At 66.6% G+C, this 23,912-nt stretch carries 28 protein-coding genes; 10 read left to right on the forward strand and 18 right to left on the reverse strand.

From position 1 onward, the window contains the following. The 3 genes from GQR91_RS17680 to GQR91_RS17690 form a co-directional block, all read left to right on the forward strand. On the forward strand, window positions 1-877 hold an 877-nt coding region (locus GQR91_RS17680), incomplete at its 5' end, for a YncE family protein (RefSeq protein WP_428842983.1). Between the two features lies 1 nt (window position 878). Further along, window positions 879-1,388: an RNA polymerase sigma factor gene (locus GQR91_RS17685; RefSeq protein WP_058733714.1), complete on the forward strand. Its 510-nt coding sequence runs from the start codon at window positions 879-881 to the stop codon at window positions 1,386-1,388. Further along, the gene (locus GQR91_RS17690) at window positions 1,385-2,155 is read left to right on the forward strand and encodes an anti-sigma factor family protein (RefSeq protein ID WP_058733713.1); all 771 of its coding nucleotides are present in this window, start codon (window positions 1,385-1,387) and stop codon (window positions 2,153-2,155) included. The genes GQR91_RS17685 and GQR91_RS17690 overlap by 4 nt, the downstream gene beginning before the upstream one ends. Window positions 2,156-2,206: 51 nt before the next feature. Here GQR91_RS17690 and GQR91_RS17695 read toward each other — a convergent pair whose 3' ends face one another. Together GQR91_RS17695 and GQR91_RS17700 are read right to left on the reverse strand one after the other, a co-directional pair. Beyond that, window positions 2,207-2,719, reverse strand: coding sequence for an MgtC/SapB family protein (locus GQR91_RS17695; protein WP_058733712.1), 513 nt, complete (start codon window positions 2,717-2,719; stop codon window positions 2,207-2,209). Then, entirely contained in the window at window positions 2,716-3,783 is a 1,068-nt protein-coding gene (locus GQR91_RS17700) for a molybdopterin-dependent oxidoreductase (RefSeq protein WP_149683485.1), read from the reverse strand. Before GQR91_RS17700 ends, GQR91_RS17695 begins: the two co-directional genes overlap by 4 nt. Before the next feature lie 146 nt (window positions 3,784-3,929). On the opposite strand from GQR91_RS17700, the gene GQR91_RS17705 reads away from it, so the two are divergent. From GQR91_RS17705 to GQR91_RS17720, 4 genes are all read left to right on the forward strand, one after another. Beyond that, on the forward strand, window positions 3,930-4,802 hold the full coding sequence (locus tag GQR91_RS17705) for a LysR family transcriptional regulator (protein WP_058733710.1): 873 nt from the start codon (window positions 3,930-3,932) through the stop codon (window positions 4,800-4,802). Beyond that, window positions 4,799-5,950, forward strand: coding sequence for a TDT family transporter (locus tag GQR91_RS17710; RefSeq protein ID WP_058733709.1), 1,152 nt, complete (start codon window positions 4,799-4,801; stop codon window positions 5,948-5,950). The genes GQR91_RS17705 and GQR91_RS17710 overlap by 4 nt, the downstream gene beginning before the upstream one ends. A gap of 89 nt (window positions 5,951-6,039) precedes the next feature. Then, entirely contained in the window at window positions 6,040-7,275 is a 1,236-nt protein-coding gene (locus GQR91_RS17715; RefSeq protein WP_149683486.1) for a molybdopterin-dependent oxidoreductase, read from the forward strand. A gap of 14 nt (window positions 7,276-7,289) precedes the next feature. After that, a complete protein-coding gene (locus GQR91_RS17720; RefSeq protein ID WP_007406258.1) occupies window positions 7,290-7,772 on the forward strand; it encodes a c-type cytochrome in 483 nt (160 codons plus the stop codon). 168 nt (window positions 7,773-7,940) lie between these two features. Here GQR91_RS17720 and GQR91_RS17725 read toward each other — a convergent pair whose 3' ends face one another. The 6 genes from GQR91_RS17725 to GQR91_RS17750 all read right to left on the reverse strand — a co-directional run bounded on the left by GQR91_RS17725 (window position 7,941) and on the right by GQR91_RS17750 (window position 14,323). After that, a complete protein-coding gene (locus tag GQR91_RS17725; protein ID WP_149683487.1) occupies window positions 7,941-8,471 on the reverse strand; it encodes a TetR/AcrR family transcriptional regulator in 531 nt (176 codons plus the stop codon). Window positions 8,472-8,501: 30 nt separating this feature from the next. Beyond that, window positions 8,502-8,957 (reverse strand): hypothetical protein, encoded by a 456-nt coding sequence (locus GQR91_RS17730; protein ID WP_149683488.1) that lies wholly within the window; start codon window positions 8,955-8,957, stop codon window positions 8,502-8,504. Beyond that, window positions 8,954-10,435: an efflux transporter outer membrane subunit gene (locus GQR91_RS17735; protein ID WP_149683489.1), complete on the reverse strand. Its 1,482-nt coding sequence runs from the start codon at window positions 10,433-10,435 to the stop codon at window positions 8,954-8,956. The genes GQR91_RS17730 and GQR91_RS17735 overlap by 4 nt, the downstream gene beginning before the upstream one ends. Next, window positions 10,432-11,967 carry a DHA2 family efflux MFS transporter permease subunit gene (locus GQR91_RS17740; RefSeq protein WP_149683490.1) on the reverse strand — a complete coding sequence of 512 codons (1,536 nt, stop codon included), beginning with the start codon at window positions 11,965-11,967 and terminating at the stop codon, window positions 10,432-10,434. The genes GQR91_RS17735 and GQR91_RS17740 overlap by 4 nt, the downstream gene beginning before the upstream one ends. Next, window positions 11,964-13,253: an HlyD family secretion protein gene (locus tag GQR91_RS17745; protein WP_149683491.1), complete on the reverse strand. Its 1,290-nt coding sequence runs from the start codon at window positions 13,251-13,253 to the stop codon at window positions 11,964-11,966. Before GQR91_RS17745 ends, GQR91_RS17740 begins: the two co-directional genes overlap by 4 nt. Before the next feature lie 251 nt (window positions 13,254-13,504). Next, entirely contained in the window at window positions 13,505-14,323 is an 819-nt protein-coding gene (locus GQR91_RS17750) for a hypothetical protein (RefSeq protein ID WP_164727769.1), read from the reverse strand. Window positions 14,324-14,900: 577 nt separating this feature from the next. Between GQR91_RS17750 and GQR91_RS17755 the strand changes: the two genes are divergently transcribed. Next, entirely contained in the window at window positions 14,901-15,122 is a 222-nt protein-coding gene (locus GQR91_RS17755) for a hypothetical protein (RefSeq protein ID WP_058733717.1), read from the forward strand. 32 nt (window positions 15,123-15,154) lie between these two features. On the opposite strand, the gene GQR91_RS17760 is transcribed toward GQR91_RS17755, so the two are convergent. The 9 genes from GQR91_RS17760 to GQR91_RS17800 form a co-directional block, all read right to left on the reverse strand. Continuing rightward, entirely contained in the window at window positions 15,155-15,595 is a 441-nt protein-coding gene (locus GQR91_RS17760) for a DUF411 domain-containing protein (protein ID WP_058733718.1), read from the reverse strand. A 59-nt stretch (window positions 15,596-15,654) separates the two neighbouring features. Then, on the reverse strand, window positions 15,655-16,029 hold the full coding sequence (locus GQR91_RS17765; protein WP_174236673.1) for a DUF305 domain-containing protein: 375 nt from the start codon (window positions 16,027-16,029) through the stop codon (window positions 15,655-15,657). 75 nt (window positions 16,030-16,104) lie between these two features. Further along, window positions 16,105-16,704, reverse strand: a complete 600-nt coding sequence (locus tag GQR91_RS17770; protein ID WP_201279660.1) for a DUF305 domain-containing protein — start codon at window positions 16,702-16,704, stop codon at window positions 16,105-16,107. A gap of 47 nt (window positions 16,705-16,751) precedes the next feature. Continuing rightward, a complete protein-coding gene (locus tag GQR91_RS17775; protein WP_052490783.1) occupies window positions 16,752-17,489 on the reverse strand; it encodes a PepSY domain-containing protein in 738 nt (245 codons plus the stop codon). Beyond that, on the reverse strand, window positions 17,480-18,658 hold the full coding sequence (locus GQR91_RS17780) for a copper resistance protein B (protein WP_174236674.1): 1,179 nt from the start codon (window positions 18,656-18,658) through the stop codon (window positions 17,480-17,482). Before GQR91_RS17780 ends, GQR91_RS17775 begins: the two co-directional genes overlap by 10 nt. A gap of 23 nt (window positions 18,659-18,681) precedes the next feature. Then, a complete protein-coding gene (locus GQR91_RS17785) occupies window positions 18,682-20,652 on the reverse strand; it encodes a copper resistance system multicopper oxidase (RefSeq protein ID WP_058733720.1) in 1,971 nt (656 codons plus the stop codon). 66 nt (window positions 20,653-20,718) lie between these two features. Next, window positions 20,719-21,288 (reverse strand): RNA polymerase sigma factor, encoded by a 570-nt coding sequence (locus GQR91_RS17790; RefSeq protein ID WP_041043254.1) that lies wholly within the window; start codon window positions 21,286-21,288, stop codon window positions 20,719-20,721. Beyond that, the gene (locus tag GQR91_RS17795; RefSeq protein ID WP_149683493.1) at window positions 21,285-21,725 is read right to left on the reverse strand and encodes a periplasmic heavy metal sensor; all 441 of its coding nucleotides are present in this window, start codon (window positions 21,723-21,725) and stop codon (window positions 21,285-21,287) included. The genes GQR91_RS17790 and GQR91_RS17795 overlap by 4 nt, the downstream gene beginning before the upstream one ends. After that, window positions 21,722-21,994 carry a hypothetical protein gene (locus GQR91_RS17800; protein WP_041043252.1) on the reverse strand — a complete coding sequence of 91 codons (273 nt, stop codon included), beginning with the start codon at window positions 21,992-21,994 and terminating at the stop codon, window positions 21,722-21,724. Before GQR91_RS17800 ends, GQR91_RS17795 begins: the two co-directional genes overlap by 4 nt. Window positions 21,995-22,114: 120 nt before the next feature. Between GQR91_RS17800 and copC the strand changes: the two genes are divergently transcribed. Both copC and copD read left to right on the forward strand, forming a co-directional pair. Then, window positions 22,115-22,486 (forward strand): copper homeostasis periplasmic binding protein CopC, encoded by a 372-nt coding sequence (copC, locus tag GQR91_RS17805; RefSeq protein WP_041043251.1) that lies wholly within the window; start codon window positions 22,115-22,117, stop codon window positions 22,484-22,486. Between the two features lies 1 nt (window position 22,487). Then, window positions 22,488-23,417 carry a copper homeostasis membrane protein CopD gene (copD, locus tag GQR91_RS17810; protein ID WP_066779366.1) on the forward strand — a complete coding sequence of 310 codons (930 nt, stop codon included), beginning with the start codon at window positions 22,488-22,490 and terminating at the stop codon, window positions 23,415-23,417. Between the two features lie 36 nt (window positions 23,418-23,453). Here the strand turns inward: copD and GQR91_RS17815 are convergent, their stop codons facing one another. Beyond that, window positions 23,454-23,789 carry a four-helix bundle copper-binding protein gene (locus tag GQR91_RS17815; protein ID WP_085809864.1) on the reverse strand — a complete coding sequence of 112 codons (336 nt, stop codon included), beginning with the start codon at window positions 23,787-23,789 and terminating at the stop codon, window positions 23,454-23,456. Window positions 23,790-23,912 lie beyond the last annotated feature (123 nt).

The following is a 23,912-nucleotide window of genomic DNA, read 5'->3' on the forward strand; positions in this document are numbered from 1 at the left end:
GGTGCTGGCCGTGTTCGATGTCGCGACCCACGCGCAGGTCGGACAGGTGGCACAGCCAAGCCCGTTCTGTCCCAATATTGCCGCGACGCCGGACGGCAAGCAGGTGTGGTTCACGCTGAAGGACATCGGCAAGACGGTCGCATTCGATGCGAGACCACCCTTCGCGATCCTGAAGGTGCTGGATACCGGGCCGATCACCAACCATGTCAACTTCGCCCGCACGGCCAAGGGGCAGTTCGCCTATGTGACGGTCGGCGGAGAGAATGCGGTGAAGGTGTTCCGCACATCCGACTTCGCGCCCGTCGCCACCATCCCGGTCGGCAAGATGCCGCACGGTGTCTGGCCATCGGGCGACGGCCGGCGCATCTACGTCGGGCTGGAGAATGCCGATGAGCTCGCCGCGATCGACACCGCTGGCAACACGGTCGTTGCCACCGTGCCGGTCGGACAGGCACCGCAGGCGATCGCCTATGTGTCGAACGCAGTTCCGACAGGCCCCGGCACCGACAATCTCCAGCCGCTCGGCACGGCCGGCAAGGCGTTGCATCTGACCATGGGGCCGATCGGCGGCAAAGGTACAGCAAGCAGCATCACCCTCTTCGACCAGGGCATCATTCAGGTCGTGCAAAGTGCCGTTACCGGTTTGCAGCCCAAAAAGCCTTACATGCTCGTGCTGACCGCCAATGCGGACGGCAGTGGTGCGGTAGAGCCGCTTGCGAACTTCATGAGCAACCCGGCAGGTGCGGCGATCGTCAACGCATCGGGTCCGATCCGGCAGATCGTTCAGGGCAGCACCGCGACGCCCCGCCGCTTTCTGGCGGTGGCGGAGGTGGTGAACGGCGCGCCTGGACGCATCGTGCAGGTGCAGCGCGACTGAAATGGACCCTCTTGCCGCCGCGATCGAACCCCTGATCCCCGGCCTGCGCCGCTATGCCCGGTCGTGGCTGCGCGATCGGGCGATGGCGGACGACGTGGTGCAGGATTGCCTCGAGCGCGCGGTCGGGCGATGGCGACAGCGGCGCGGGGTGGAGGTTCGCCCATGGGTCTACGCGATCCTGCACAATCTGTTGGTCGACCATCAGCGGCAGCGTAGCCGGCGAGGCACAGCGGTTCCGCTCCACCTCGTGGACGACACCGCGCTCGGCCGTCCGGCCGATCAGGACACAGGCCTGCACCACCGCGACCTGCTGCGCGCGCTTGATGCGTTGCCTGAAGAGCAGCGAACGGTGCTGCTCCTCGTATCGGTCGAGGGTCTGCCCTATGCGGAGGTCGCTGCCGTCGTCGGCGTGCCGCTGGGCACGGTGATGTCGCGCATATCGCGGGGGCGCGACCGTCTGGCGACACTCCTCCGGGAGGGTGAACGGCCGCGATTGAGGAGCGTGCAATGACCAGCCCGATCGGCGAGGACGATCTGGCCGCATGGATCGATGGCAGGTTGTCGCCCGAGCGGCAGCGCCTGGTTGACGCCTACCTTAAAGGCCAGCCGGATCTGCATGCCCGTTTGCGGGAGCAGGCGGAGCAGGCGCGAGCCCTCGCATCCCTGTTCACCACGATCGCGGACGAACCCATTCCGGCGACGATGCGCGTGGCAGCGATCAGGGGACGGCAAAGGCAACCGCGTTGGCAACTCGCCATTGCCGCGTCACTTCTGCTGGCGTTGGGGTTTGGCGGGGGCTGGTCGAGCGCGCGGTGGAGCGGTGAACCCCGCGCGGGCATCGCGGCGCTGGCCAACGAGGCGAGTGACAATTTCCGTGTCTATGCCGCCGACCGGATACGACCGGCGGAAATCGGCCCCGACCAGCGCGCCATGCTGATCCGGTGGACCTCCGCCCGACTGGGTGAGCGCGTCACCATCCCGGACCTCAGCACAGCCGGCTATCGCTATGGCGGGGGGCGATTGGTCGCGACGCCTCACGGCCCTGCGGCACTGCTCCTCTACGACGGACCGCAAGCGTCGAAACTCGCGGTGCTGACGAGGCCTATGCAGATCGACAAGACCGCGAGCATGACCAGCACGTCCAGCGGGACCATGGGCCGGGTCACATGGGCGGTTGATGGGATCGGCTATAGTGTGGTGGGCGAGCGACCCGCGGCCGAGTTGCATCCGATCGCCGACGAGGTCCGGCGCCAGGCCGATGCGGCGCTGGTGTCCTGATTGCACCTTGCCGCTTCCCGACGCCGACAGGCACCGGGCGATCCAGCGGGATCACGGCTTGCGCTCGACGTCCTTCCTGTCGGCCTCGGCCGGCGTCCGGCGAGCCCGCTCGCGGATGCGGCGTTCCAGCGGCGCACCGACGAACAGGACGAGCATTGCAAGGCTCACCCCGCCGATGATGAGCGGCCACACTGCCAACCCCGCTGCCGCGCCGATCGTGGCCGTCACCCAGATGCACGCGGCGGTCGCCAATCCATGCACTTCCTGACCCTGGCCGACCCGCAGCACCGCGCCGGCACCGATGAAACCGACGCCTGTCAGAATGCCCTGCATCGCCCGCCCTGCGGCGTCGGCGTTTACATTTGGCAGGCCACTATGCACGACCGCCTGCACGGCGATGCAGCTCGCCAGACCGACCAGACCCAGCGTTCGCAAGCCCATGATCTGCCGGTTCTCGCGCGAGCGTTCCCAGCCGAGCACCATCCCGGCCGCGGTCGCCACCACCAGCCGCCCGATCGCATCGATCCAGAAGCCGATGTCCGATGCCGCTGACGCTTCGATCATTCGACCAGCACGTGGACGTGATGCCAGGCGGTGCACAGATATCCGGCGAAGTTCCACATCGTGTCCGGCCGTTCGGGCTGTCCCTGTCCAGCCCCGTCGAAGGCGCGCACGACAAGGTGCTGGCGACCTTTGGCAAGCGTGGCGTCGAGGGTCCAGCGCCGCCAACCCCAGTGCGTCTCCGGATCATCGGCGAACGTCGCCTGTTGCCACTCGCGACCACCGTTTACCGACACTTCGACCCGAGAGACGCGGCGATCATAGGCGATGGCATAGCCCTCGATCCGCACCTCCCCGGCCGGCAGGCTTTCGCCAGAGCCGGGCACGCAGATCGCGGCGTTGAGCGGCATGGCATTGATGGTCAGACCCCGGCTCCAGTCGACGGTGTCGCCCGTCACATCGGCGGGAAACAGCTTGTAGTCGTGCGCCTGGATCGGTGCGTCGGAAGGCATGTCTCGCACCTCGATCCGTGTCAGCCATTTGGCGCTGCGCACGCCGGCATAGCCCGGCACCACCATGCGGAGCGGTGCGCCGTGTTCGGGCGTCAGCGGCTCGCCGTTCATCGCCCAGACGAGGAGGACGTCGGGCTGCCGCGCCTTGCTCATGGCGATCGATACCCCGAACAAGGCTTCCTCGCCCTCCACGTCCACCTCGTCCGCGCCGGTGAACGCCACGAACAGGTCGGACGCATCAGGTGCGCCGACCGCATCGAGCACATCGGCCAGGCGTACGCCGGTCCACTCTGCATTGCCGATCGCGCCGACATCCCAAGGATCACCCGACGTTTTTCCGACCTGCTGGAGGTCAGTGCGCCGGTTGCCGGCGCACTGGAGAACTGCCGTCACCGTCCGCGTGGGGAACGTAGCTTTCAGTTCCTCTACCGAGAAAGAGCGGCTCGCCATGCCCGTCCCGCTCACCTCGATCCGATGATTGGCGGGCAGATCCGGCACTGGCCCGTGGCTGCGCACGTAGAACAGCGCCTGCGGCGTCAGGAACCGCTCGATCAACGCACTGGGCGTCGGCTCGGCGTTGTAGGGATCGGATTTGCGCTCGATCATATCGGTCATGGACGAACAAACGCCGCAAGCGCGCGGATCGCTTCAAGTCTTCAAGACCATCACAGACGAAAGGCTGCCGATCGTTCCGATATCCAGATTGGAATGAGCAGATCAAACGGTTGGTCGTATCGATCAGATTGCGCGATATAAGCTGCATGACCCTGGAGCAGCTCAGAATCTTCGTCGGTGTCGCCGAGCGCGAACACGTTACAAAGGCAGCGGAGGTGCTGAACGTCACGCAGTCTGCTGCCTCCGGCGCGATTGCTGCCCTCGAAGCGCGCTACGGGGTTCCTCTGTTTCACCGCGTCGGGCGTGGCATCCAGCTGACCGAAGCAGGCCGCGGCTTTCTGGAGGAAGCGCGCGCGGTGCTGGGGCGGGCAGCGCATGCCGAGACGATGCTGGCGGACTATGCCGGGCTTGCCCGTGGTTCATTGCGGATCGTCGCCAGCCAGACGATCGCGAGCTACTGGTTGCCGGCAAAGCTCGCCGCCTTCCACGAACGCCACCCGCAGATCGCGGTTGAGCTCGCGATCGACAACACCGAAGGTGCGGCAGCGCAGGTCCTGAGCGGCGCGGCGGAACTCGGCTTTGTCGAGGGCGAGGTGGACGAACCGGCACTCGCCCACTGGACTGTCGGGCGTGATCCGATGGTGCTGGTCGGCCGCGAGGACGCCGAACGTGTCGACGAGGCCTGGCTGCGCACTGAACGCTGGATCGTCCGTGAGCTGGGATCCGGTACGCGCTCGACCTTCGAGGACGTGCTGCGAACGCGCGGGTTTGATCCGGCCCAGCTGACGATAGCGATGACGCTGCCGTCCAACGAGGCGGTGCGTACCGCGGTCGAGGCCGGTGCCGGCGTTGCCGTCTTGTCGCGATTGGTCGTAGCTCGTGCGCTCAAGGCCGGTGACCTTGTCGAGCTGCCGCTCGGGCTGCCCGACCGCGCCTTTCACGCGCTGCGCCACAAGGAACGCTATCGCACCCGCGCGGCCGACGCGCTGACGGACCTCATCAAGGAGCAGGTCGCATGACTGCCGACACGCACTCCGTTCTGAGCGGCCTCAAGCCGCTCAGCCGGCTCGATCATCCCCGCGAGATGATCCGTCAGTTCACGCCCAACTGGTTCGCCGCGACGATGGGCACGGGCATCCTTGCCCTCGCGCTGCCGCAGGTGCCCGGCATCGGGCCTTCGCTTAAACCCGTCGGCGAGGTGTTGTGGTTCTTCAATATCGCACTCTTCGCGCTGTTCGCCGGCCTTTATGGTGCGCGCTGGGCGATGTTCGGGCACGAGGCGCGGCGCATCTTCGGGCATAACACCGTGTCGATGTTCATCGGCACCATCCCGATGGGCCTCGCGACGATCATCAACGGCTGCCTCGCCTTCGGCATCGCACGGTTCGGGAATGGCATCGTACCGGTCGCACACGTCCTGTGGTGGATCGACGTCGCCATGTCGCTCGCCTGTGGCGTCCTGATCCCGTACATGATGTTCACCCGTCACGAGCACAGCCTGGACGGCATGACCGCGGTATGGCTGCTGCCGGTCGTCGCTGCCGAAGTGGCGGGCGCCAACGGCGGGCTGCTCGCGCCGCATCTGACCGATCCTCACGCGCAGCTAGTCACGCTTGCAACCTCCTATGTGCTGTGGGCCTATTCGGTGCCGGTCGCGTTCGGCATCCTCGCCATCCTCATCCTGCGCATGGCGCTCCACAAGCTGCCGCATGAGAGCATGGCGGCATCTTCCTGGCTGGCGCTGGGACCGATCGGCACGGGTGCTCTGGGCATGCTGGTGCTCGGGGCGGACGCGCCGGCGATCCTCGCGGCGCACGGGCTGGCCGGTGTCGGTACCGTCGCGGAAGGGATCGGCGTTGTGGCCGGACTCTGCCTGTGGGGCTTCGGCCTGTGGTGGCTGGCGCTCGCGACGCTCATCACCATCCGCTACTGGCGCGCCGGCGTCCCGTTCAACCTGGGCTGGTGGGGCTATACCTTTCCGCTCGGCGTCTACACCGTCGCCACCTTCCGCCTAGGCACGACGCTGAACCTCGGTTTCTTCGGTTTCGTCGGCACGGTGCTGACAGTCGCGCTTGCGGCGATGTGGCTGCTCGTCGGCGCCAAGACGCTGGCCGGCGCATGGCGCGGCAACCTGTTCGTCTCACCCTGCATCGCCACCCCGAACTGATCCGCCATGATGATCGGATCAGTCGGTCCGATCACTTGCGAAACGCCCCTTCGATCCGCCAGCGTGGCTGGCCACAGGAGAGCCTTGTCATGGACAATTTCGACGCCGGACTGGCGAGTGAGACCAGCCGTCGCCGCTTTCTCAGGCATGCCGCGCTCGGTACCGCCGGCCTTGCCGCCGCGCCGGCACTGGCGCAGCAGCTCGTCGACCTGAAGCTGCCTGGCGGCAATGCCGAACGGCCGATGACCAGCGCCTTTCCCGGCAAGGGCAGCATGATCCTCCAGCGTGTCCATCCGCCCTTGCTAGAAACGCCGATGGACGTGTTCGACAAGTCGGTGTTCACGCCCAACGACCAGTTCTTCGTCCGCTGGCACTGGGCCGACATCCCGACCTCGATCGATGTCGAGACTTTCCGCCTCAACGTCTTCGGCCACGTCAATCGGCCGCTGTCGATCAGCCTCGCTCAGCTGCTGCGCCTTCCACGGGTCGAGATGGCGGCGGTGAACCAGTGCTCGGGCAACAGCCGCGGGCTGTTCCAGCCGCGCGTCGCCGGCGCGCAATGGGGCAATGGCGCGATGGGCAACGCCAAGTGGCTCGGCGTTCGCCTGCGCGACGTGCTCGACCTCGCCGGGGTCAAGGCAGGCGCGGTGCAGGTGCGCTTCGGCGCTCTCGATCAGCCGGTCGTGGCGGGCGCTCCTGACTTCGAGAAGGCACTCGACATCGACCATGCCCGCGACGGCGAGGTCATGATCGCCTTCGGCATGAACGGCGAGCAACTGCCGCTCCTCAACGGCTTTCCCTGCCGGCTGATCGTGCCGGGCTGGTACTCGACCTATTGGGTCAAGATGCTGAACGCGATCGAGGTACTGCCCGGCCCTGACGACCAGTATTGGATGGCCAAGGCCTACAAGATCCCCGCGACACCCGGCGCGAATGTCGCGCCCGGTGCCAAGGACTTCCCGACCGTACCGATCAATCGCATGATCCCGCGTAGCTGGATGACCAGCCTGCCCGATGGTCAGGCGATCGCCTATGAAGCGTCGATCCCGGTCGGCGGCATCGCAATGGGCGGCGATTGCGGCGTCGCCAAGGTCGATGTGTCGTCGGACGGTGGCCGCACCTGGTACAGGACGACGCTCGGAGCGGACGAGGGCAGGTACAGCTTCCGGCGCTGGGACGGGCGGGTGCCGCTGAGACGCGGGCCTAACCCCATCATGGTGCGCTGCTGGAACACCAACGGTGTCGCTCAGCCGATGAAGCCGATCTGGAATCCCGGCGGGTTCATGCGCGGCAACATTGAAACCACCACCATCATCGCGGCCTGAGGAGCGAGCAAATCATGAAGACTCCGTCTCCCGGCATGATGGCTGCTGGCCTGATCGGCCTGACCGGCATCATCCTCGTCTCGATCGGCGCGCCGAGCAGCCGCAAGGCGCCCGTTCCGATCTCCGAGATGTCTGAGCCGGCACCGGCCGCCAGCGTGTCAGCGCGCGGCTTCTCGCTTGCCTCGACCAGCGTCGACCTGCCGGCCGACGACGCGACCTACCCCGACGGTCCGCACGCCGACGTCATCAATGCCAATTGCACCTCGTGCCACTCAGCCAGCATGGCGCTGACCCAGCCTGCGCTATCGGCGGATCAGTGGAAGGCGACCGTCACCAAGATGCGTGAGGTGTATAAGGCGCCAGTGGCCGAGAAGGACGTCGATGCGATCGTTGCTTATCTCACCGCTATGCCGAGCCAGAAGGTGGCACCCGCGACCGGCAAGGCGCAGGACCCGGACCCCAAAGTGGCTCCTGATGTCTCAGGTGGAACCGGCTAACCGATCTACTTCCATAATCCCGAAATACCATCCTAATGGGATAGGACCGCAGAGCCTTGGGGTGTCATTCCGCCCCTGCCCGTACCGTCCACTGGCGCGCCATTCTCCAACATCCCCATCTCCGACCGGGACGACGAGGAGCCTGCTGTACGTTGCATTAGCCTCTCATCAGGTTCCAGCCAGCCCCTTCAGAATTAGTGACAGTCGGTGTTCAAGCGCGTCCTTCTGCGACGCCTGTCGATCCAGCCGCCAGTCCGATCCCGCCATCCGGCAAGCCACCATCACATCGTAGCCAGTGACGTCTTGACGGATCAGGCCAAGCGCTTGAGCGCGCTCGAGTGACGGGGCGATGACCGCGATGATCTTGTCGCCATTGCTTTCCGCTTCGGCGTATTCAGGCAGTTCCGGCATGGCGAGCAGATAGCGATCGTAGATGGTCGTCATGTCGGTCAGCATACGCAGAAAGGCGAGTGGGGCGATGTCCGGCACCGCCAGCGCTTTCGCCATCTCCTCGAGCTCGAGGTCGAGCACCGCGATGTGCAGCTTCGCGCGATCGGGAAAATGCCGGTAGAAGGTCGCGCGCGTCACGCCGGCCGTGGCACAGATTGCCTCGATCGATGCCGTGCCCCCCGCTTCCTGCATGGCCAAGCGACCAGCGTGCAGCAGGCGCAGATAGTTCGTCTCGGCATCACGTCTCATGGCGTTCTGGTCCCCGGTGCGGTTCGCGGATCAACCGCCGCCCGATCCGCCGCCCGTGCCGGCACCCGCACCGGAGGTGCCGCCCTGTCCGCTCATGCCGCCTTGCCCGCCCATCGCACCGCCCGAGGGGGCGGACTGCAATCCTGCTGGCGGGACGCTGCCCGACGTCGCGGCCCCACCGCCGCCTTGCGCCCCCGATACGAGGCCACCCCCGGACGTTCCGCCCTGCTGTGGCGCTGCCTCACTGCCAGCGCCCGCAGCACCAGCCGCCCCGCCGACCGCGCCGTTCGCGGAGGAAGACATCGCCGACCCGCCGCCGGAGCCCGTGCCGCCCGGCCCGCTGCCCGCTGCGTAGGTCGTTGCCAGTTCGGCATGGGTCGGGATGGTCTGCCCCTTGGGTTCATCGTCCAGGGGATCCGAGCACCCGCTGGCGAGCAACAGCGCCAGCACCGACCCGCCCGAAAGCATCCACGTTCGTCCGGTCATGCGCCTTTCTCCCGTTCAACGGCCGGCACGACGCGCCAGCCTCCGCCGAGCGCCTTTTGCAACCCGATCCAGTCCACCGTCACCTGTGCCCGCGCATTGGCGGTGAGCGTCTCGGCTTCGGCGAGATCGCGCTCGGCCGTCAGCAGGTCGAGCAGGCCGACCAGTCCGGCGCGATATTGTTCCTCCAGCACCGTTCGCGCACGTCGACGTCGCTCCACGGTGCGTTCCGCCAGTACCAGCCGTTCGCGGTTACGCGTCGATGCGACGAGTCCGTCCTCGACTTCGCGGAACGCGCCCAGCACCGCCGAGCGGTAGCGCGCCAGCGCCTCGTCGACATTGGCGCGCTGGCGCTCGACCTCGGCGCGACGCCGCCCGCCGTCGAAGATCGGCGCGGTGAGGTTCGCGCCCAGCGAGAACAGCGTGCTCGCCCATTCCAGCAGCCCGCCGGTGCGTATGCCGCCATAGGAAGCATTGAGCGACAGGCTGGGATAAAGGTCGCGCACCGCGCCCGCTTCCGAATGGGTGGCGGCGGCCAGCTCGCGCTCGGCCCGGCGGATGTCGGGGCGGCGCAGCAGCAGCTCGGACGGCATGCCCGTCGCTACAGTGGCGCTGGCGGGAATGGGCCTGACCGGGGAGAGGGTGTCGCGCAGCGCCGCCGGCTCGCGCGCGGCCAACACTGCCAGCCGCTGCGCCGCCTGTGTTTCCTGCATCCGGAGCTGTGGAATCTGCGCCTCGATGCCGAGCACTTGCGCGTCGGTCCGCGCGGTGTCCGCCTCCGTCACAAGCCCGGCGCGCTCCTGCTCGCGGGCCAGCGCCTGCGTGCGGCGGGCGATCGCCAGGTTGCGGTCCAGCACCGCGAGCCGCGCCTGGACCTCGCGAACGACCAGATAGTCGCGCGCGACCTCGGCGGCGAGGCTGGTGCGGACGTCCTCGATGTCGAAGCCTGCCGCGGCGACCCGTGCATCTTCCGCCCGGGTGCGGGCGCGATTTGCGCCGAACAGATCTACCTCCCAACTCGCGTCGAAGCTCGCCTGGTAGAGTTCGAAGGCGGAGCCCGGGATATCGTCGATGCCCAGGGTGTCCGTCGATCCGCCCGCACCGCCGCCCCCGGCCTCGCCGAGATTCAGTTTGGCGCTGCCGCTGCCGGTCTGCTGCCGCTGCGCCGCGCCGGTGCCGTCGAGCGTAGGCAAGCCCGCTGCGCGGGTCACGCCGCGCTGCGCGCGCGCGCGGCGCAACCGGGCCCGGGCGGCGTCGAGGTCGAGGTTGCGCGCCAGCGTGTCAGCGACAAGCGCGTCGAGCGTCGGATCGCCGAGCTGGATCCACCAACGCTCCAGCGCCCCTTCCGCGATCGCGGCGGGCAGCGGCGCGTTGGCGTAGGGGCGCGCCAGCGCCGTGATAGGGGTGGGCTCGGCATAGCGCGGGCCGGTGGCGCAGGCCGCCAGCGTTAGCAGCGGCAGCAGCATGATCGTACGGTTCATGCTTCCTGATCCTCCGGGCTCGGCTTGCCCTTCAGGAAGAAGAGCAGGGGCAGGCAGGCGGCGATGGCGCACGCGATGATGAAGAACACGCCCTGGAAGGACAGCACCGCGGCCTGCGTGTCGATCGCCTGGCTGAACGATTCCGCGGAACCGTACTGCCGCAGTGCCTGCTGGTATTCGTCGCGCCAAGGCGAGGCGTAGGGGACCAGCTGCTCGCGATAGCTCTGCTGCCCCCGCTCCAGCATCGTGACGGCGAGCGCGGTCCCAACCGATCCCCCCATGTTCACGGCGATGGCCATGAACGTCCCGGCCTGTTCGCGCAGCTTGCCCGGCACGCCGATATAGCTCTGGCTCTGGAGCGGTGTGTAGATCAGCCCCACACCCAGCTGCTGCGCGATGCTGAAGCAGACGATCTGCGAGAAGCTGAGGTCGGGATAGATGTGGCTCGACAGATACATGCCGATGCCGACCGAAACGAAGCCGACGCCGACGAGATGACGGGTGGCGACCTTGCCGGTCAGGAAGCCGGTGACCGGCAGCAGGAACAGCACGGGCAACGCGCCCAGGCCGAGCACCAGCCCGGCGGTGGTGGAGTTGTAGCCGAGCTGCTGTTGCAAGAGCAGCGGCACGATCGCCGGCGTACCGAACAGGGTGGCACCGGTCACGAAGATCAGGACCACGGCGATCGCGGGATTGCGGTTCTTGAACAATCGGAACTTCACCACCGGATCGCGCGCCAGCATCTCCCAGATCGGCCAGAGCAGCAGGCAGGTTATGCCGATCACCGTCGCCCAGAGGATGGAGGACGTGGCGAACCAGTCGTTCGTCTGACCCCGGTCGAGCACGTAGGAGATCGAGGCGAGCCCCACCGCGCCGAGAAGGAAGCCGAACCAGTCGAGACGCAGGCCCTTGGCGCGACGCTTCCTGGTCGCGTTGCGAACGGCGGGAGGATCGTTGAGCAGCAGGATGCAGCCGGTCACGGCAGCGATCCCGGTGGGTACGTTGAGCCAGAAGATCCAGTGCCACGACGCGTTCTCGGCCACCCAGCCGCCATAGACGGGGCCGATCGCCGGCCCGAGTACCACCGCCATGCCGTAGAGCGCGAACCCCAGTCCGCGCTGTTCGGCCGGCAGCGTGTCGGCGATGATCGAACTCTCGCTCGCCGCGTTTCCGGCCGCCGCCATGCCTTGGAGGATGCGGAAGAAGATCAGGCTCTCGATGCTCCACGCCATGGCGCACAGCGCCGAGGCGATCGTGAACGCCGCGACGCAGCAGATGTAGAACGGCTTGCGCCCGAAATAGAGCGACGCCCAGCCTGACAGCGGCAGGATCGCGGCCTGCGCCACCAGATAGCCGGTCAGGATGGTGTCGCTGGACTCGGGCGAGGAGGCGAGGTTGCCCGCGATGGTGTTCAGCGCGACCGCGAGCCCGGTCGAGTTCATCGTCTCGAAGAGGGTGCCGAAACTGACGATCCCGGCGATCAGCAGCGGCGGGACGCCGGGCTTGGCCGCCGAACGGGGCGTGGCGCTCACGGCATCACCTTGACGCTCGCCGTCACCGACAGGCCGGGAACGATGTCGGCGTTGGCGGGGAAGTCGCGGAACGCATCGTCGCGGAAGCGGATCTTGACCGGCACCCGCTGCACCGTCTTCACCCAGTTGCCGGTCGCGTTCTGCGGCGGCAGCGCGGAGAACTGAGCGCCGGAACCGGCCTGGAAGCTGTCGACGTAGCCCGCCAGTTTGAAACCCGAGAAGGCCGATATCGTCAGCTCCACCGCCTGACCGCGACGCATCAGGCGCAGCTGATCCTCCTTGAAGTTCGCCTCCACCCAGCGCGCCGGGCCGACGATCGCGGCGAGCGGCTGGCCGGGCGACAGGTAATCGCCCGGCTCGATGTCGAACTGTGTCACCCGGCCGGCGATCGGAGCGACCACCGTCGCGTCGCCGCGACGCAGCCGCGCGTTGGCCAGGTTGGCCTCCGCCTGCCGGACACGCGCCCGGGCGGCGACGATATTCGCCTCCGCCTGACCGATGCCTGCCGCTTGCGCGCGGACCGTCTCGTCGGCGGCGCGCGCGGTCTCGAGCGCTGATCGGGATGATGCGAGCGCGCGGTCGCGTTGCTGCTCGGCGACGGCACCCTGAGACAGCGAAGCGTAGCGACGGTATTCGCGGTCGGCCGCAACCGCTTCCGCGTCGCGCGCGCGGGCGGTGGCACCTGCCTGGCGGACCTGCGCACGGGCGGACACAAGCGCCGCCTGCGCCTGAAGCACCGCGGCACGCGCGCTTTCGACCTCCGCCTCCGCCTGCCGCAGCGCGACCTCATAGCTGCCGACGCTGATCGCGGCGAGCGGCTGTCCCGCCCTGACAAGCTGGTTGTCGACGACGAACACGCGGGTCACGTTGCCGGACACACCGGGGGACAGTCGTGCGATGGGGCCGCGAATATAGGCGTTGTCAGTCGACTGCCACTTGCGCGCTTCCAGCCACCACAACACAGCGCCGATGATGGCCAACACCAGCAGGACAAGTACGGCAATCGCGATCAGCTTGTGCTTCGGCTCATCCAGCCAGGCGCTGGCCTTTTCCTTGGCCGATCGATCGTCTTCGTCGTCGTCCTGATCGCCGTCGCCATCCTCGGCGTCGTCGTTCTCGCCATCCTTTTTCTTGTCGGCGTCGTCGTCGCGATCCGCTTCGGAGTCACCCGAGGTGTCATCATCCGACGCGTTGCGCTTTCCATCGGCATCCTCCTGGACTTCCGAACCGGACTCACTCGGCTGTTTCTGTTCGCGATCGCTGGTCGCGCTGTGATCTTCACTCAACCATGCCCCCTCTGCCAGCCCGGCTCCCCATGGCCCCTCTAAAACGAGACAATGGTGTGCGTTTGCGACGTAACTCTCCGCAGGCAATTCTGCTCCAGGCTAATTCAATTTTTTGAAGCGCGTGACACACGGGCGTGAGCAGCATCGCGCATCTTAGGTGCCGTTGAAGGCCTGCTTGGGCGCCAGCAGTCAAAGCGAAGTTAGCGATCAACGGCTTTTTCAACAGCCACGATCGTTTGATGGACAGGCCATCAATCGTCGTGTTCGACGAAGGATGGGGGGTAGCCTCGCGCCATCATGGCAAAGCTCGGATCGCCTTCGCTATGGACCGCAAGCACGTTCTGCGCGGGCAACGGCTGAGTGGTGTAAAGGTCGAAGCCTCCACTGTCCGGGACGCAGCCAAGCATCCTGCCATATGCTGCGACAACCGCTTGGGCGGCATCGTAGGCGTGGCGGGAATACGAAAGAGGTATGGCAACCTCCAACACGCGTGCGCGTCCGATACGCTTCAATATCGTCTGCAAGCTCTCGTCTTGCTGCCAGAAATAGGCGGCTTCTCCGCCCCAACTTTCTACCAGTAGCTCCACGCCGCCATCGTCGACACTATGAGGGTACGATACCGCCCAAAACTTGCCCGAGCGGGAAGCCCGCTGATCGCTTTGATAGGGACTGTCGGCAAACAGCTTATCAGCGATCTCCGCGCTGAAGCTACCGGCCTCGACCTCTGCGTCTAGCCGCGCGCGAAAGTTGGCAAGGCTGGACGGATAGATGCCGTCGCTGCGTATAATCTCGACTTCCCGATCAGTCATGCGGGTGTAGTGCCAAGCGCGGATCGTGCGCAGCTCCATGAGCGGCATGACGATATACTCTTTTACCCGAATGAACATGCTCGCGAAGGCGTTCTCGGGGTAAGCTCCGGTGTGGTCGGAAGCCTCACGCTCAAGCCATTGTCGCCTGTCGGTCGACATATAATCCCGGATCAGGTCGGCATAGGCGTCGAGTTTACCGCGTAGCTCGGCGTCGAATGTTTCGACGTTCCAGACATCAATGATCGCATCGGGCAGGGTCATGCTCATGCAGTCGTGTAATCGGGTTTCGACCCGCTCCGCGATACCGGGGTCCGGTGAGAGGCTGGTCAAAAACGTACGCTAAGCTCGGCGACCGTCCCGATTGGGATCCCAATTGGGACGCTCGACGGCGTGCCAACGGATTGGGGTCCGTTAGCGTATATCTGGGTCCGTTCTATGTACCGCCCCCTAGAAGGGCCGCATGAGCTTCGGCCGCCTCGCCCGCACACTCGCTCTGCTCCTGCTGGGCGCGATGCTGTTCGTGCGGATGGGCCCAATGTGCGAGGCCATCGCGCAGGCTGCTCCGCCTGCGGAGGCGCATGCCGGAATGGCCGATTGCGATCGAGCGCCGCCCACGCCCGTGAAAAAGGCCCCTTCGGTGGACTGCGTAGGAGCCTGCATCGCAACGGCCCTCGACGTTCACACGTCTCCCGCGCCGCAGCTCGCCGTGCGGACGGATCCGCCCGCACCCGAGCCTCATGCCCTTGTTGGTCGCTCGGGCGGTCCTGCACCGCCACCTCCTCGAACCGCCTGATCGACGTGGATTCCGATCAATCAGTGCGTTTGAGGAAAATTACACATGAAGACCATCAAGTTCATCGGCGCGGCTATCGCGCTCGCGCTCGTTCCCGCCACGGCCTTTGCCGCCGCTGACTGCTGCGCGGGGAAGGAGTGCTGCAAGGATGGCGCCGACTGCTGCAAGGACAAGGACGGCGCGAAGAAGGATTGCTGCGCCGACATGAAGGACATGAAGCACGGCGAGCACGCCGGTCACGACATGTCGGGCATGCAGAAGAAGTAAGCTGGGAGGGGAGGCGTTCGCGCCTCCCCTTTTCAATGGCGGGCGAACACCCTGCGGCCGCTCGGCCCGAACGCGATCACGTCATAGGCCTGGGCCTTCATGCCCGGCATTTCCATGCCCGGTGAGCCCATCGGCATCCCGGCGACCGCGAGGCCGGTGACGCCCTTCGGATGCGTGGCCAAGGCGCGCTTCATGTCGGCAATCGGAACGTGCCCTTCGAAGGTCATGCCGTCGATAATGGCAGTGTGACAGGAGGCGAGGTCTTGAGGCACGCCGCGTGCCTTCATGAACGCCGGCCGGTTCGCATCGTCGACGACGCGGACGGCGCGGCCGAACTGCTCCTTCACCTGCTGCGCCCATTTCTCGCAACAGGGGCAACCCGGGTCGCGATGCATCAGGACGGGACCCGCGGCGAGAGCCCCCGCAGGGGTAGCGCACGCCAGCGCGGCGGCGAGAAGGCGAAAGCGATCCATATCTGAGTTCCCGGGTGGCCATCCCCCCGCACGGTGACGGGGGGAGGGACGGTAGTCGATTACTGGGCGCTCTTGCCATGCGCCCGCAGCCAGGCGTTCAACTCGCCGATCTCGCGGGTCTGCTCTGCGATCGTCTTGGTGGCCATCTGGCGAACCTTGGGGTCCTTGGTCTCGCGAAGCACGATACGCGACATGGCGATGCCGCCACGGTGGTGCTCGACCATCTTGCGGACCCACGTCTCGGTGGCATCGGCACCCATCGCCGACATCATCTTCTGATGCATGTCCATCTCGGCCTGCGGGTACGGGTTCGCCGGCGTCGGCCGCATCATCTGCCCGTGGTTCATGCCGGAATGGTCCATGCCCTGCATCTGGGCGACCGCGGGAGCCGCGCCGAGGGCGGTCGCGACGGCCATAATCATCATCTTCTTCATCGTGTCGCTCCTGCGTCAAAACTCCCGCTCAACAGGGATACGGGCTCAAACCGATTAGCCCTCAAGCGATGTTGCTCAGCGGATCGGCTGAAGCGTGTTGACGCCGACGCTCTCGTCGGTTTCGGGGGGCGGAGGAGGCACCTGCTTGTCGCGATAGGAGGGGAGGTCGGGCGCATTGTCGGGCGTGGGGTGCGCCTCAAGCCGGGCGATGTAGCGCTTCATCTGCGCGATCTCGCGGACCTGAGCGTCGATGATCCCGTCCGCGAGTTTCCGCACCTCGGGGTCTTTGATGTGAGCGCGCTCGCTGGTCATGATCGCGATCGAGTGATGCGGGATCATCGCCTTCATATAAGCAACGTCTCCGACCGTCTCCTGGCTGCGGACAAGCCACAAGGCACCGGCGAACACCGCGATCGAGGCCGCCACGATGCCGAGATTGGCCCGTCGGTCGGGATACATGCCCCACATGAAGCCGATCATGATGAGCGCCATCACGGCGCCCATGACGATCGCCATCCACGTCCGGGTCTGACTGTATTCGACATGGGCGAGCGCGTAAGTGTTGAGGTACATGAGCCCGAACATCACGACCGTCGACGTCGCGATCATCGCGGCGAAGCGCCCGTAGCTCATCCCCATACCGCCCTGTTTGGAGCCGGGGTCGTCGTGGTTCATGATGCGCTCTCCTGTGCGGCCCCACCCACTGAAGGATACGCAGCTCTCTAGCGGACCCCTTGAGCTTTTCTGCGACGTCGACGGGGCCAGCGCATGAAGAGCAGGATCGCCCCGGCGACAGCGAACACGAGTCCGCCCGCTGCGAAAGCGTTGAGCCACGGCGTGTTGAACCGCTCGTGCTCGGTCCAATCCATGATGTGAAGCCCCCAGAAGAAGTCGTAGAGCCGCCACGTGCCGGTCCGGACCGATGTCAGCCGCCCCGTCTCGGCGCCCACGTAGATGCGGGTCCCGTCGTCATCGGCGAAGGAAGCACGCCAGGCGGGGAGGGCACCGCGGTACTCGGTGCTGAGGCGCTCGATCCGCTCGACGACGGGCGCCGAACCAGTTTCGCCGCGATACGCCTGCCTTGCGATCAGCGCTGCGGCCGGGCCGTCGACCGGGGGCAGCGGCTTTGCGGTGCGGGCGTCCAGCAAACGCACCTTGCCGTCGCCGAGCTGGGCTTCGACGATCGGCCGCCCCAGCAGCATCCGGTGCTGGAGCTGACGCACCGGCGCTCCGGCCGATGCGAGAAGGGCAGGGACGGGCGCGAAATCCTGAGTGGCGATCAGGGCCGGTTCGACGTTCCGGTCGATCCGGTGATCGCCATGCACGGTGTCGATCGGCAGCAGGCTCATGACGAGCCCGCTGGTGAACCAGACGATCGCCTGCGCCCCGATCAGGAGCGCAAGCCAGCGGTGAACCTTGCTTGCCCCGACATGGAGGCGGAGCCGCGGGCTCAGAACCAGGTCCTCACGCCCGCGACGAAGCTGAAGCCGCCCGTATTGTCACCGCGTGCGCGGGTGAAGCGCGCGGTGTCGCCGAACTGCCGCTCCCACGACACGCCGATGTAGGGCGCGAACTCGCGCCGGCCCTCGTAGCGAAGCCGAAGCCCGGCCTCGAGGTCCGTGAGCCCGGAGCCGGTGCCGGTTTCGGGCACGTCCTGCGCGGAGAAATTGGCCTCCACCCTAGGCTGGAGCACGAACCAGTTGGTGATGCGCTGGTCGTAATAGCCCTCCGCACGGCCAAGCACGTCGCCCTTGTCGGAGAGGAACAATGCGCCCTCCACCTCGAACCAACCGGGGGCCAGCCCCTCGATCCCTACCGTCGCGTAGGTGCGCGAGGGGTTGGGCTTGAAGTCGTAGCGAACGCCCGCCTGAAGGTTCCAGTATGGATCGAGCGCGCGGCTGTAGAGCGCCTGCACCTCGGCCTGTTCGAGCGGCTTGCCGAACGTGCCTTCGCCCTCGCTCTTTAGCGTAAAGCGATTGATGTCGCCCCCGATCCAGGCCTCGCCATCCCAGCGATAGCCGTCGCCACCCTTGCGAGCCTGATATTCGGCGAGATTGAAGAGGATCTGATAGACGGTCATTCCGCCATGCTCGCGGCGTAGATCGTTCTCGCGCGAGCTGGCCATGGCGTCCGCGCCCCAGAAACGATCGGCGAGGTGGTCCCCGGCTGGAGCGGGAGCGGGCTTGTTGCCGGGGGGAAGGTCGGTTCCGACCTTGGCAGCGGGCTGATCGCCGGGCATCGCCATGCCCGGCATCGTGCTCATGTCGTGGCCGGCATGCGGGTCCTGCCCCGCACCTGTCGATGCTGCCATGCCCGGCATAGCAGACATATCGTGCCCGGCGTGCGGGTTCTGGGTGGGCGCAGCCTGCTGCTGACCGCTCATATCCATTCCCTGCATCCCGCTCATGTCATGCCCGGCATGAGGGTCGGCAGCCTGCGTCTTCGCCGGTTGCGCGCGACGCGGCGCGGTGCGTCGGACGGGAGCCTTACGCTTAGTCGCGGACTTGGCCGCGGCTTTCGCCTTCGGCTTGGCGGCCGGCTTTGCCGGCATCGTCATGCCCGGCATGTTGTGCATGGAATGGTCCATGGTCTGCCCGAATGCGGGTGTCGCAAGGCCGAGCGGCGCCATACCGGCGAGGAGGAGCGACCGGATCACGCCGCGGCCTCCCCGGCCTTGCGGACCTGGACAACGCGCATCATGCCCGCGTGCATGTGGTAGAGCATGTGGCAGTGGAAGGCCCAGTCGCCTTCCTCGCCGGTCACGTCCCAGCTCACCGTGCCTCCCGGCTGCACCAGCACCGTATGCTTTCGGGGGGCATAGGCGCCCTTGCCGGTCACCAGGTCGAAGAAGTGGCCGTGGATGTGGATCGGATGTCCCATCATCGTGTCGTTGATGAGCGTCACCCGTACCCGCTCGCCGTGAAGCAGCGTGATCGGGTCGGGGTTCTCCGACAGCTTCTCGCCGTCGAAGCCCCACATATAGCGCTCCATGTTGCCGGTGAGGTGGAGCTTGATCTCCCGCTCCGGTGCGCGTGTGTCCGGGTTGCGGTCGAGCGCCATCAGGTCGCGATAGGTGAGAACGCGATGCCCGACATTCTCCAGCCCCTGCCCGGGATCGCCGGTCCGATCGACCGGCATCGGCGAGATGGTCTGCACGCCCGGTCCCTTTTTAACCTCGGGGGCATTGCTGAAATCGCGCATGGAATGGCTCATGCCGCCCATGTCCATCCCGCCCATCTGATCGCCGTTCATCGCCGGCATCGTGCCGGAGCCATGGTCCATACCGGCCATGGCGCCGCCCTGAGCCTGGCCGTGGTCCATGCCTGCCATGCCGCCTGCCGCGGTGCCGGCCGCGCCGTGGTTCATTTGGGAATGATCCATACCCGCCATCGCGCCGGTGCCCGCGCCATGCCCCATCGCAGCATGGTCCATGCCGGACATCGAACCCGCAGCGCCGCCCATGGCGCCATGATTCATGCCGCCGTGGTCCATCGTGCCATGATCCATGCCGCCCATGCCCATGTCCTTCATGGTCGCGAGCGGGCGCTTGCGGAGCGGGGGCACCTCGGCCGCCATGCCCTCGCGCGGAGCGAGCGTCGCGCGGGCCATGCCGGAGCGATCGATGCTCTCACCGACCAGCGTATAGGCGCGCAGGTCGGGCGGGGTGACGATCGCGTCATAGGTCTCGGCCGGGCCGAACTGGAACTCGTCGATCTCGACCGGGCGCACGTTCAAGCCGTCGGCCGCGACGATCGTCATCGGCAGGCCCGGAATGCGGACGTTGAAGGTGGTCATCGACGAGGCGTTGATGAAGCGCAGCCGCACCCGCTCGCCGGGGCGGAATAGCGCGGTCCAATTGTCCTTGGGGCCGTAGCCGTTGACCAGGTAGGTGTAGACCGAGCCCGTGACGTCGGCGACGTCGGCGGGGTCCATCCGCATCTTGCCCCACTCCAACCGCTCTTTCAGCGACTGATCCTTGCCGGCGAGAAGCCCGGCCAGGGTCTGGCGCTGGCGGTTGAAGTAGCCCGACTCCTTCTTCAACCGATCGAAGAGGTAGTGCGGGTGGTGGAAGCTGTGGTCGGACAGCACGATCACGTGCTCCCGGTCGAACTTCACCGGATCGGGGTTCTTCGGGTCGATCAGGATCGGGCCGTAATGCCCCTCCTGCTCCTGAAGCCCCGAATGGCTATGGTACCAGTAGGTGCCGCTCTGGATGATCGGGAACTCGTAGGTGAACGTCGATCGCGCCGGAATGCCGGGGAAGGCGATCCCGGGAACCCCGTCCATCTGGAAGGGGAGAAGCAGCCCGTGCCAGTGGATCGAGGTTTCCTCGTCGAGCTCATTGACGACGTGGAGGCGGACGTTCTGCCCCTCGCGCAAGCGGATGAGCGGAGCGGGCACGGTGCCGTTGATGCCGATGGCGTGGCTCTGCCGCCCGTCGATCATCATCATCTGATGCGCGACCTTGAGCGTGATGTCCTCGCCCGACACCGTGGGCAACGGCTTGGCGATGCCGGCCGAGACGGGCTGTGCCCATGCCGGCATATAGGCCGACAAGGCGAGGCCGCCGCCTGCCAGACTGGCACCGCGCAGCACCTGGCGGCGGTCGAGAACGCGCGACATGCAAGCTCCTAAGAATGGGGCCGTGAAGGGCCGTCGACCCTTCTACGCGGCCGATCTGTCCAACCCTCAGCGGTTCCCTAGTTTTTCGAGCAGCCGCGCCCGCGCGCGATAAAGGCGAGTTTCCACCGCCTTCTGGCTGATCCCCAGCACCTCGGCCGTTTCGGCCTGGCTCAGCCCTTCGATCGTCCGAAGTACCAGAGGCTCCTTCAGGTTAGCCGGCAGGGTCGAGATGGCGCGCGTCACGCGGTCGAGTTCCTGCCGATCGCCGGCTGCGTCGTCGATCGGCACCTGTTCGTCGACGATGCTCTGGACCTGTTCGTCGTTCGGCAGCGCGAACGACAGAAACCGGCGCACGGCACGCTTACGCGCCCAATCGCGGCATTTGTTGACGGCGATGGTCGTTAGCCACGCCTGCATCGATCGGTTGGGGTCGTAGCGCGACAAGGCCTGATGCGCGGCCACAAACGCTTCCTGCGTCACGTCCAGCGCTTCGTCGGCATCGCCGAGGAAGGCGCGCGAAAGCCGGAACATCGGCTGCCGATAGCGTCGCACGATCTCGGCGAAAGCGGCTTGTCGGCCGGCGATGCTGAGCGTCGCCAGTTCGCCATCCGACAGCGCGGTCCAATCGAGGCTCACCCCTGGCCGTCGGTGAGCGCCTTCACCACCGCGTCATCGAATTGAGAGGTCTGATCGGGCCGGAGAAGCTGACGCATGGCGAAGATGTGCGCCAGCGTCGCCTTCTGCAGCTCGCCCATCGCGGCATGGCTCTGGTCGACCGCGGCGGCCACTCGCGGACCATTGCCGTGCTCGGCCTCGATCGCCTCGGCAAGGCGGGCATTGGCGGCACGCATCTCCAGCTCGAGGGCGCGGCGTTGCACCGCGAACCGGTCTTCGAGCACCTTCAATCGGACCTGCTGGTCGCCATCGAGCGCGAGCTTGTGGTGCAGCACCTCGTGGAGCGCCGCACCGGGTTGCTTGGGCTGCGGCAGCAGCGCGCGCCCGATAAAGACACCACCAATCGCTGCCAGGAAGGCGAGCAAGGCGCACAGGACAACCCGCTTGGTCGAGGTCATGGCTCGCCGATCAGCAACGCGGAAGGAGCGAGGGGGGAGGCTCCGCCGAGCGGCGCGAGCGAGACGGCAGGGCTTGCCGTCGCGGGCAGCTCGGCACCGACGATCCCGACACCGAGCGCCGCGGCGGTTATCACACCGATCCCGAGCCCGGCTCCGCGCACGGCGGGGCGGCTGCCGATCCGTCTGAGGACTTGGTCCTCGATACCCTCCAAAGCGGCCGGGGCGGGTGCGCCCGCTAGTCGCGCCAATGCTCTGTCTAGATCGTCCATGCTTTCCACTCCACCCCTCTATCATCGGATACGCATCGCTGCCCATCATCCCTCAACCGCCGGTGAGGGGTCGGGCAGCGCGCCGCGTAGAAGGGTGCACGAACCTCGTCGGAGTACCCCATGCGTAGTCTCGCCCTTCCTGCCGCCCTCACTCTCCTGAGCCTCGCCAGTGCGGCGCAGGCTCACCCGAAGCTCGTTGTGGCCTCACCCGCGCCCAACGCGACCGTTGCCAAGCCCGCGCGTGTCGCTTTGCAGTTCAGCGAGAGGCTGATGCCGAAATTCTCCGGTGCGGACTTGATGATGACGGGCCATGGCGGCACCACGCACCCACCGATGAAGGTTGCAACCACCACCCAGGTTGCACCCGATGGCCGAACGCTGGTCGTGGTGCCCAAGTCGCCGCTCGGCGCGGGCCGCTACAGCGTCGCATGGCACGTCGTCTCGGCCGACACGCATCGGGTGTCGGGCAACTTCGCCTTCGCGGTGAAGTAAGGTGGATGCCGACTGGCCGTTGATCGGGGTCCGCTTCGCGCTTTATGCGACGTTGAGCGGGCTGTTCGGCCTGTCGGCGTTCAGCCTCTACGGGCTCAAGGCCGGGGAGCGCGCAGACGCACTCGCCTTGCGCCCTTGGCTGGTGGGGACCGGGCTGCTCGGCCTTCTGTTTTCAGGCATTGCGCTCGTCCTGCTCGCCGCGGCAATGGCTGGAGCGCCGCCGTGGCCGATCGATCGGGAAGCGATCGGAATGCTGATCACCGGCTCCGCGACGGGCACGGCGTGGGAAGCGCGCATGGTCGCGCTGATTGTGGCCGTGATCGCCGCGCTGATCGCGGCAGGACGTACCGCGCCGCTCGGCATGGTGGCGCTCGCGGCGGGCATTGCGCTCGCGACGCTCGCCTGGACAGGCCATGGCGCGATGGATGAGGGCGCGACGGGCTGGGTCCATCTGCTGGCCGATATTCTGCATCTGTTGGCGGCCGGAGCCTGGGTCGGCGCACTGCTCGGGTTGACGCTGCTCGTGGTGCGACCGGCAGTTCGCGTCGACGTCGCGCATCTCAGACTGACCCACCGGGCGTTGCACGGCTTCGGTCTGGTCGGCACGCTCGTGGTCGGCACGATCGTTGTGACGGGCCTGGTCAATGGCTGGCTGCTGGTCGGTGCCGGCAATTTACCGAGACTTCTGACCACCCTTTACGGCCAGCTCCTCCTCGCCAAGCTGGTACTGTTCGGCGCGATGCTGGGGCTGGCCTCCCTCAATCGTTTCCGGCTGACGCCGGTTTTCGAGCGCTCGGTTGCCGCGGGCGATCATCGGGCCGCGCTTGGTGCTCTGTGGCGCAGCCTCGCGATCGAGGCGAGCTGTGCCGTCACGATCCTGGCGCTGGTCGCCTGGCTGGGGATGCTCGAGCCCCCCGCAACGGCGATGTGAGGAGCGGGCGGCAGATCGCCACCCGCCCGTCACCGATCAGGCGGCCATCTTCTCGCATGCGTCGGCACAACGCTCGCACGCGGCGACGCACTCTTCCATGCCGTCGAGCCCCCGGCAGCTCTCCGCGCAAGCCCGGCAGATCTGAGCGCAGATGCCGCATACGACCTTATGCTGGTCGGACCCGCGGGCCATGAAGTCGAGTGAGGTGGCGCAAATCTGCGCGCAGTCGAGCATGATCTTGATGTGGTCGGGCGCGGCATGTGCGCCGCCCACCTGAAGGCAATGCTGCGTGGTCATCGAAAGGCAGGTGACGTGACAGTGGTGACAGGCGTCCATGCAAGCCTGCATCTCCGCGCTCATCTGATGGTGCATCGGTCATTCTCCGCGTGAGCCCCCGCCCACTGAGGAGTACGCACGGCGCCGGCTCGTCCCTCAGCCGGGTGCCTTCATTCGTCACCTTTAGCCTGATCCTTCATCGGCTTCGGCGCAGGCCCC

The sequence above is a fragment of the Sphingomonas carotinifaciens genome (assembly GCF_009789535.1).
GTDB classification, from domain to species: domain Bacteria; phylum Pseudomonadota; class Alphaproteobacteria; order Sphingomonadales; family Sphingomonadaceae; genus Sphingomonas; species Sphingomonas carotinifaciens.

Excerpts from the sequence above, each read along its gene's own strand:
- GQR91_RS17685 (WP_058733714.1), top strand. The coding sequence starts at position 879 with ATGGACCCTCTTGCCGCCGCGATCGAACCCCTGATCCCCGGCCTGCGC.
- GQR91_RS17690 (WP_058733713.1), top strand. The coding sequence starts at position 1,385 with ATGACCAGCCCGATCGGCGAGGACGATCTGGCCGCATGGATCGATGGC.
- GQR91_RS17695 (WP_058733712.1), bottom strand. The coding sequence starts at position 2,719 with ATGATCGAAGCGTCAGCGGCATCGGACATCGGCTTCTGGATCGATGCG.
- GQR91_RS17700 (WP_149683485.1), bottom strand. The coding sequence starts at position 3,783 with ATGACCGATATGATCGAGCGCAAATCCGATCCCTACAACGCCGAGCCG.
- GQR91_RS17705 (WP_058733710.1), top strand. The coding sequence starts at position 3,930 with ATGACCCTGGAGCAGCTCAGAATCTTCGTCGGTGTCGCCGAGCGCGAA.
- GQR91_RS17710 (WP_058733709.1), top strand. The coding sequence starts at position 4,799 with ATGACTGCCGACACGCACTCCGTTCTGAGCGGCCTCAAGCCGCTCAGC.
- GQR91_RS17715 (WP_149683486.1), top strand. The coding sequence starts at position 6,040 with ATGGACAATTTCGACGCCGGACTGGCGAGTGAGACCAGCCGTCGCCGC.
- GQR91_RS17720 (WP_007406258.1), top strand. The coding sequence starts at position 7,290 with ATGAAGACTCCGTCTCCCGGCATGATGGCTGCTGGCCTGATCGGCCTG.
- GQR91_RS17725 (WP_149683487.1), bottom strand. The coding sequence starts at position 8,471 with ATGAGACGTGATGCCGAGACGAACTATCTGCGCCTGCTGCACGCTGGT.
- GQR91_RS17730 (WP_149683488.1), bottom strand. The coding sequence starts at position 8,957 with ATGACCGGACGAACGTGGATGCTTTCGGGCGGGTCGGTGCTGGCGCTG.
- GQR91_RS17735 (WP_149683489.1), bottom strand. The coding sequence starts at position 10,435 with ATGAACCGTACGATCATGCTGCTGCCGCTGCTAACGCTGGCGGCCTGC.
- GQR91_RS17750 (WP_164727769.1), bottom strand. The coding sequence starts at position 14,323 with ATGACCCTGCCCGATGCGATCATTGATGTCTGGAACGTCGAAACATTC.
- GQR91_RS17755 (WP_058733717.1), top strand. The coding sequence starts at position 14,901 with ATGAAGACCATCAAGTTCATCGGCGCGGCTATCGCGCTCGCGCTCGTT.
- GQR91_RS17760 (WP_058733718.1), bottom strand. The coding sequence starts at position 15,595 with ATGGATCGCTTTCGCCTTCTCGCCGCCGCGCTGGCGTGCGCTACCCCT.
- GQR91_RS17765 (WP_174236673.1), bottom strand. The coding sequence starts at position 16,029 with ATGAAGAAGATGATGATTATGGCCGTCGCGACCGCCCTCGGCGCGGCT.
- GQR91_RS17770 (WP_201279660.1), bottom strand. The coding sequence starts at position 16,704 with ATGAACCACGACGACCCCGGCTCCAAACAGGGCGGTATGGGGATGAGC.
- GQR91_RS17780 (WP_174236674.1), bottom strand. The coding sequence starts at position 18,658 with ATGGCGCCGCTCGGCCTTGCGACACCCGCATTCGGGCAGACCATGGAC.
- GQR91_RS17785 (WP_058733720.1), bottom strand. The coding sequence starts at position 20,652 with ATGTCGCGCGTTCTCGACCGCCGCCAGGTGCTGCGCGGTGCCAGTCTG.
- GQR91_RS17795 (WP_149683493.1), bottom strand. The coding sequence starts at position 21,725 with ATGACCTCGACCAAGCGGGTTGTCCTGTGCGCCTTGCTCGCCTTCCTG.
- GQR91_RS17800 (WP_041043252.1), bottom strand. The coding sequence starts at position 21,994 with ATGGACGATCTAGACAGAGCATTGGCGCGACTAGCGGGCGCACCCGCC.
- copC (WP_041043251.1), top strand. The coding sequence starts at position 22,115 with ATGCGTAGTCTCGCCCTTCCTGCCGCCCTCACTCTCCTGAGCCTCGCC.
- GQR91_RS17815 (WP_085809864.1), bottom strand. The coding sequence starts at position 23,789 with ATGCACCATCAGATGAGCGCGGAGATGCAGGCTTGCATGGACGCCTGT.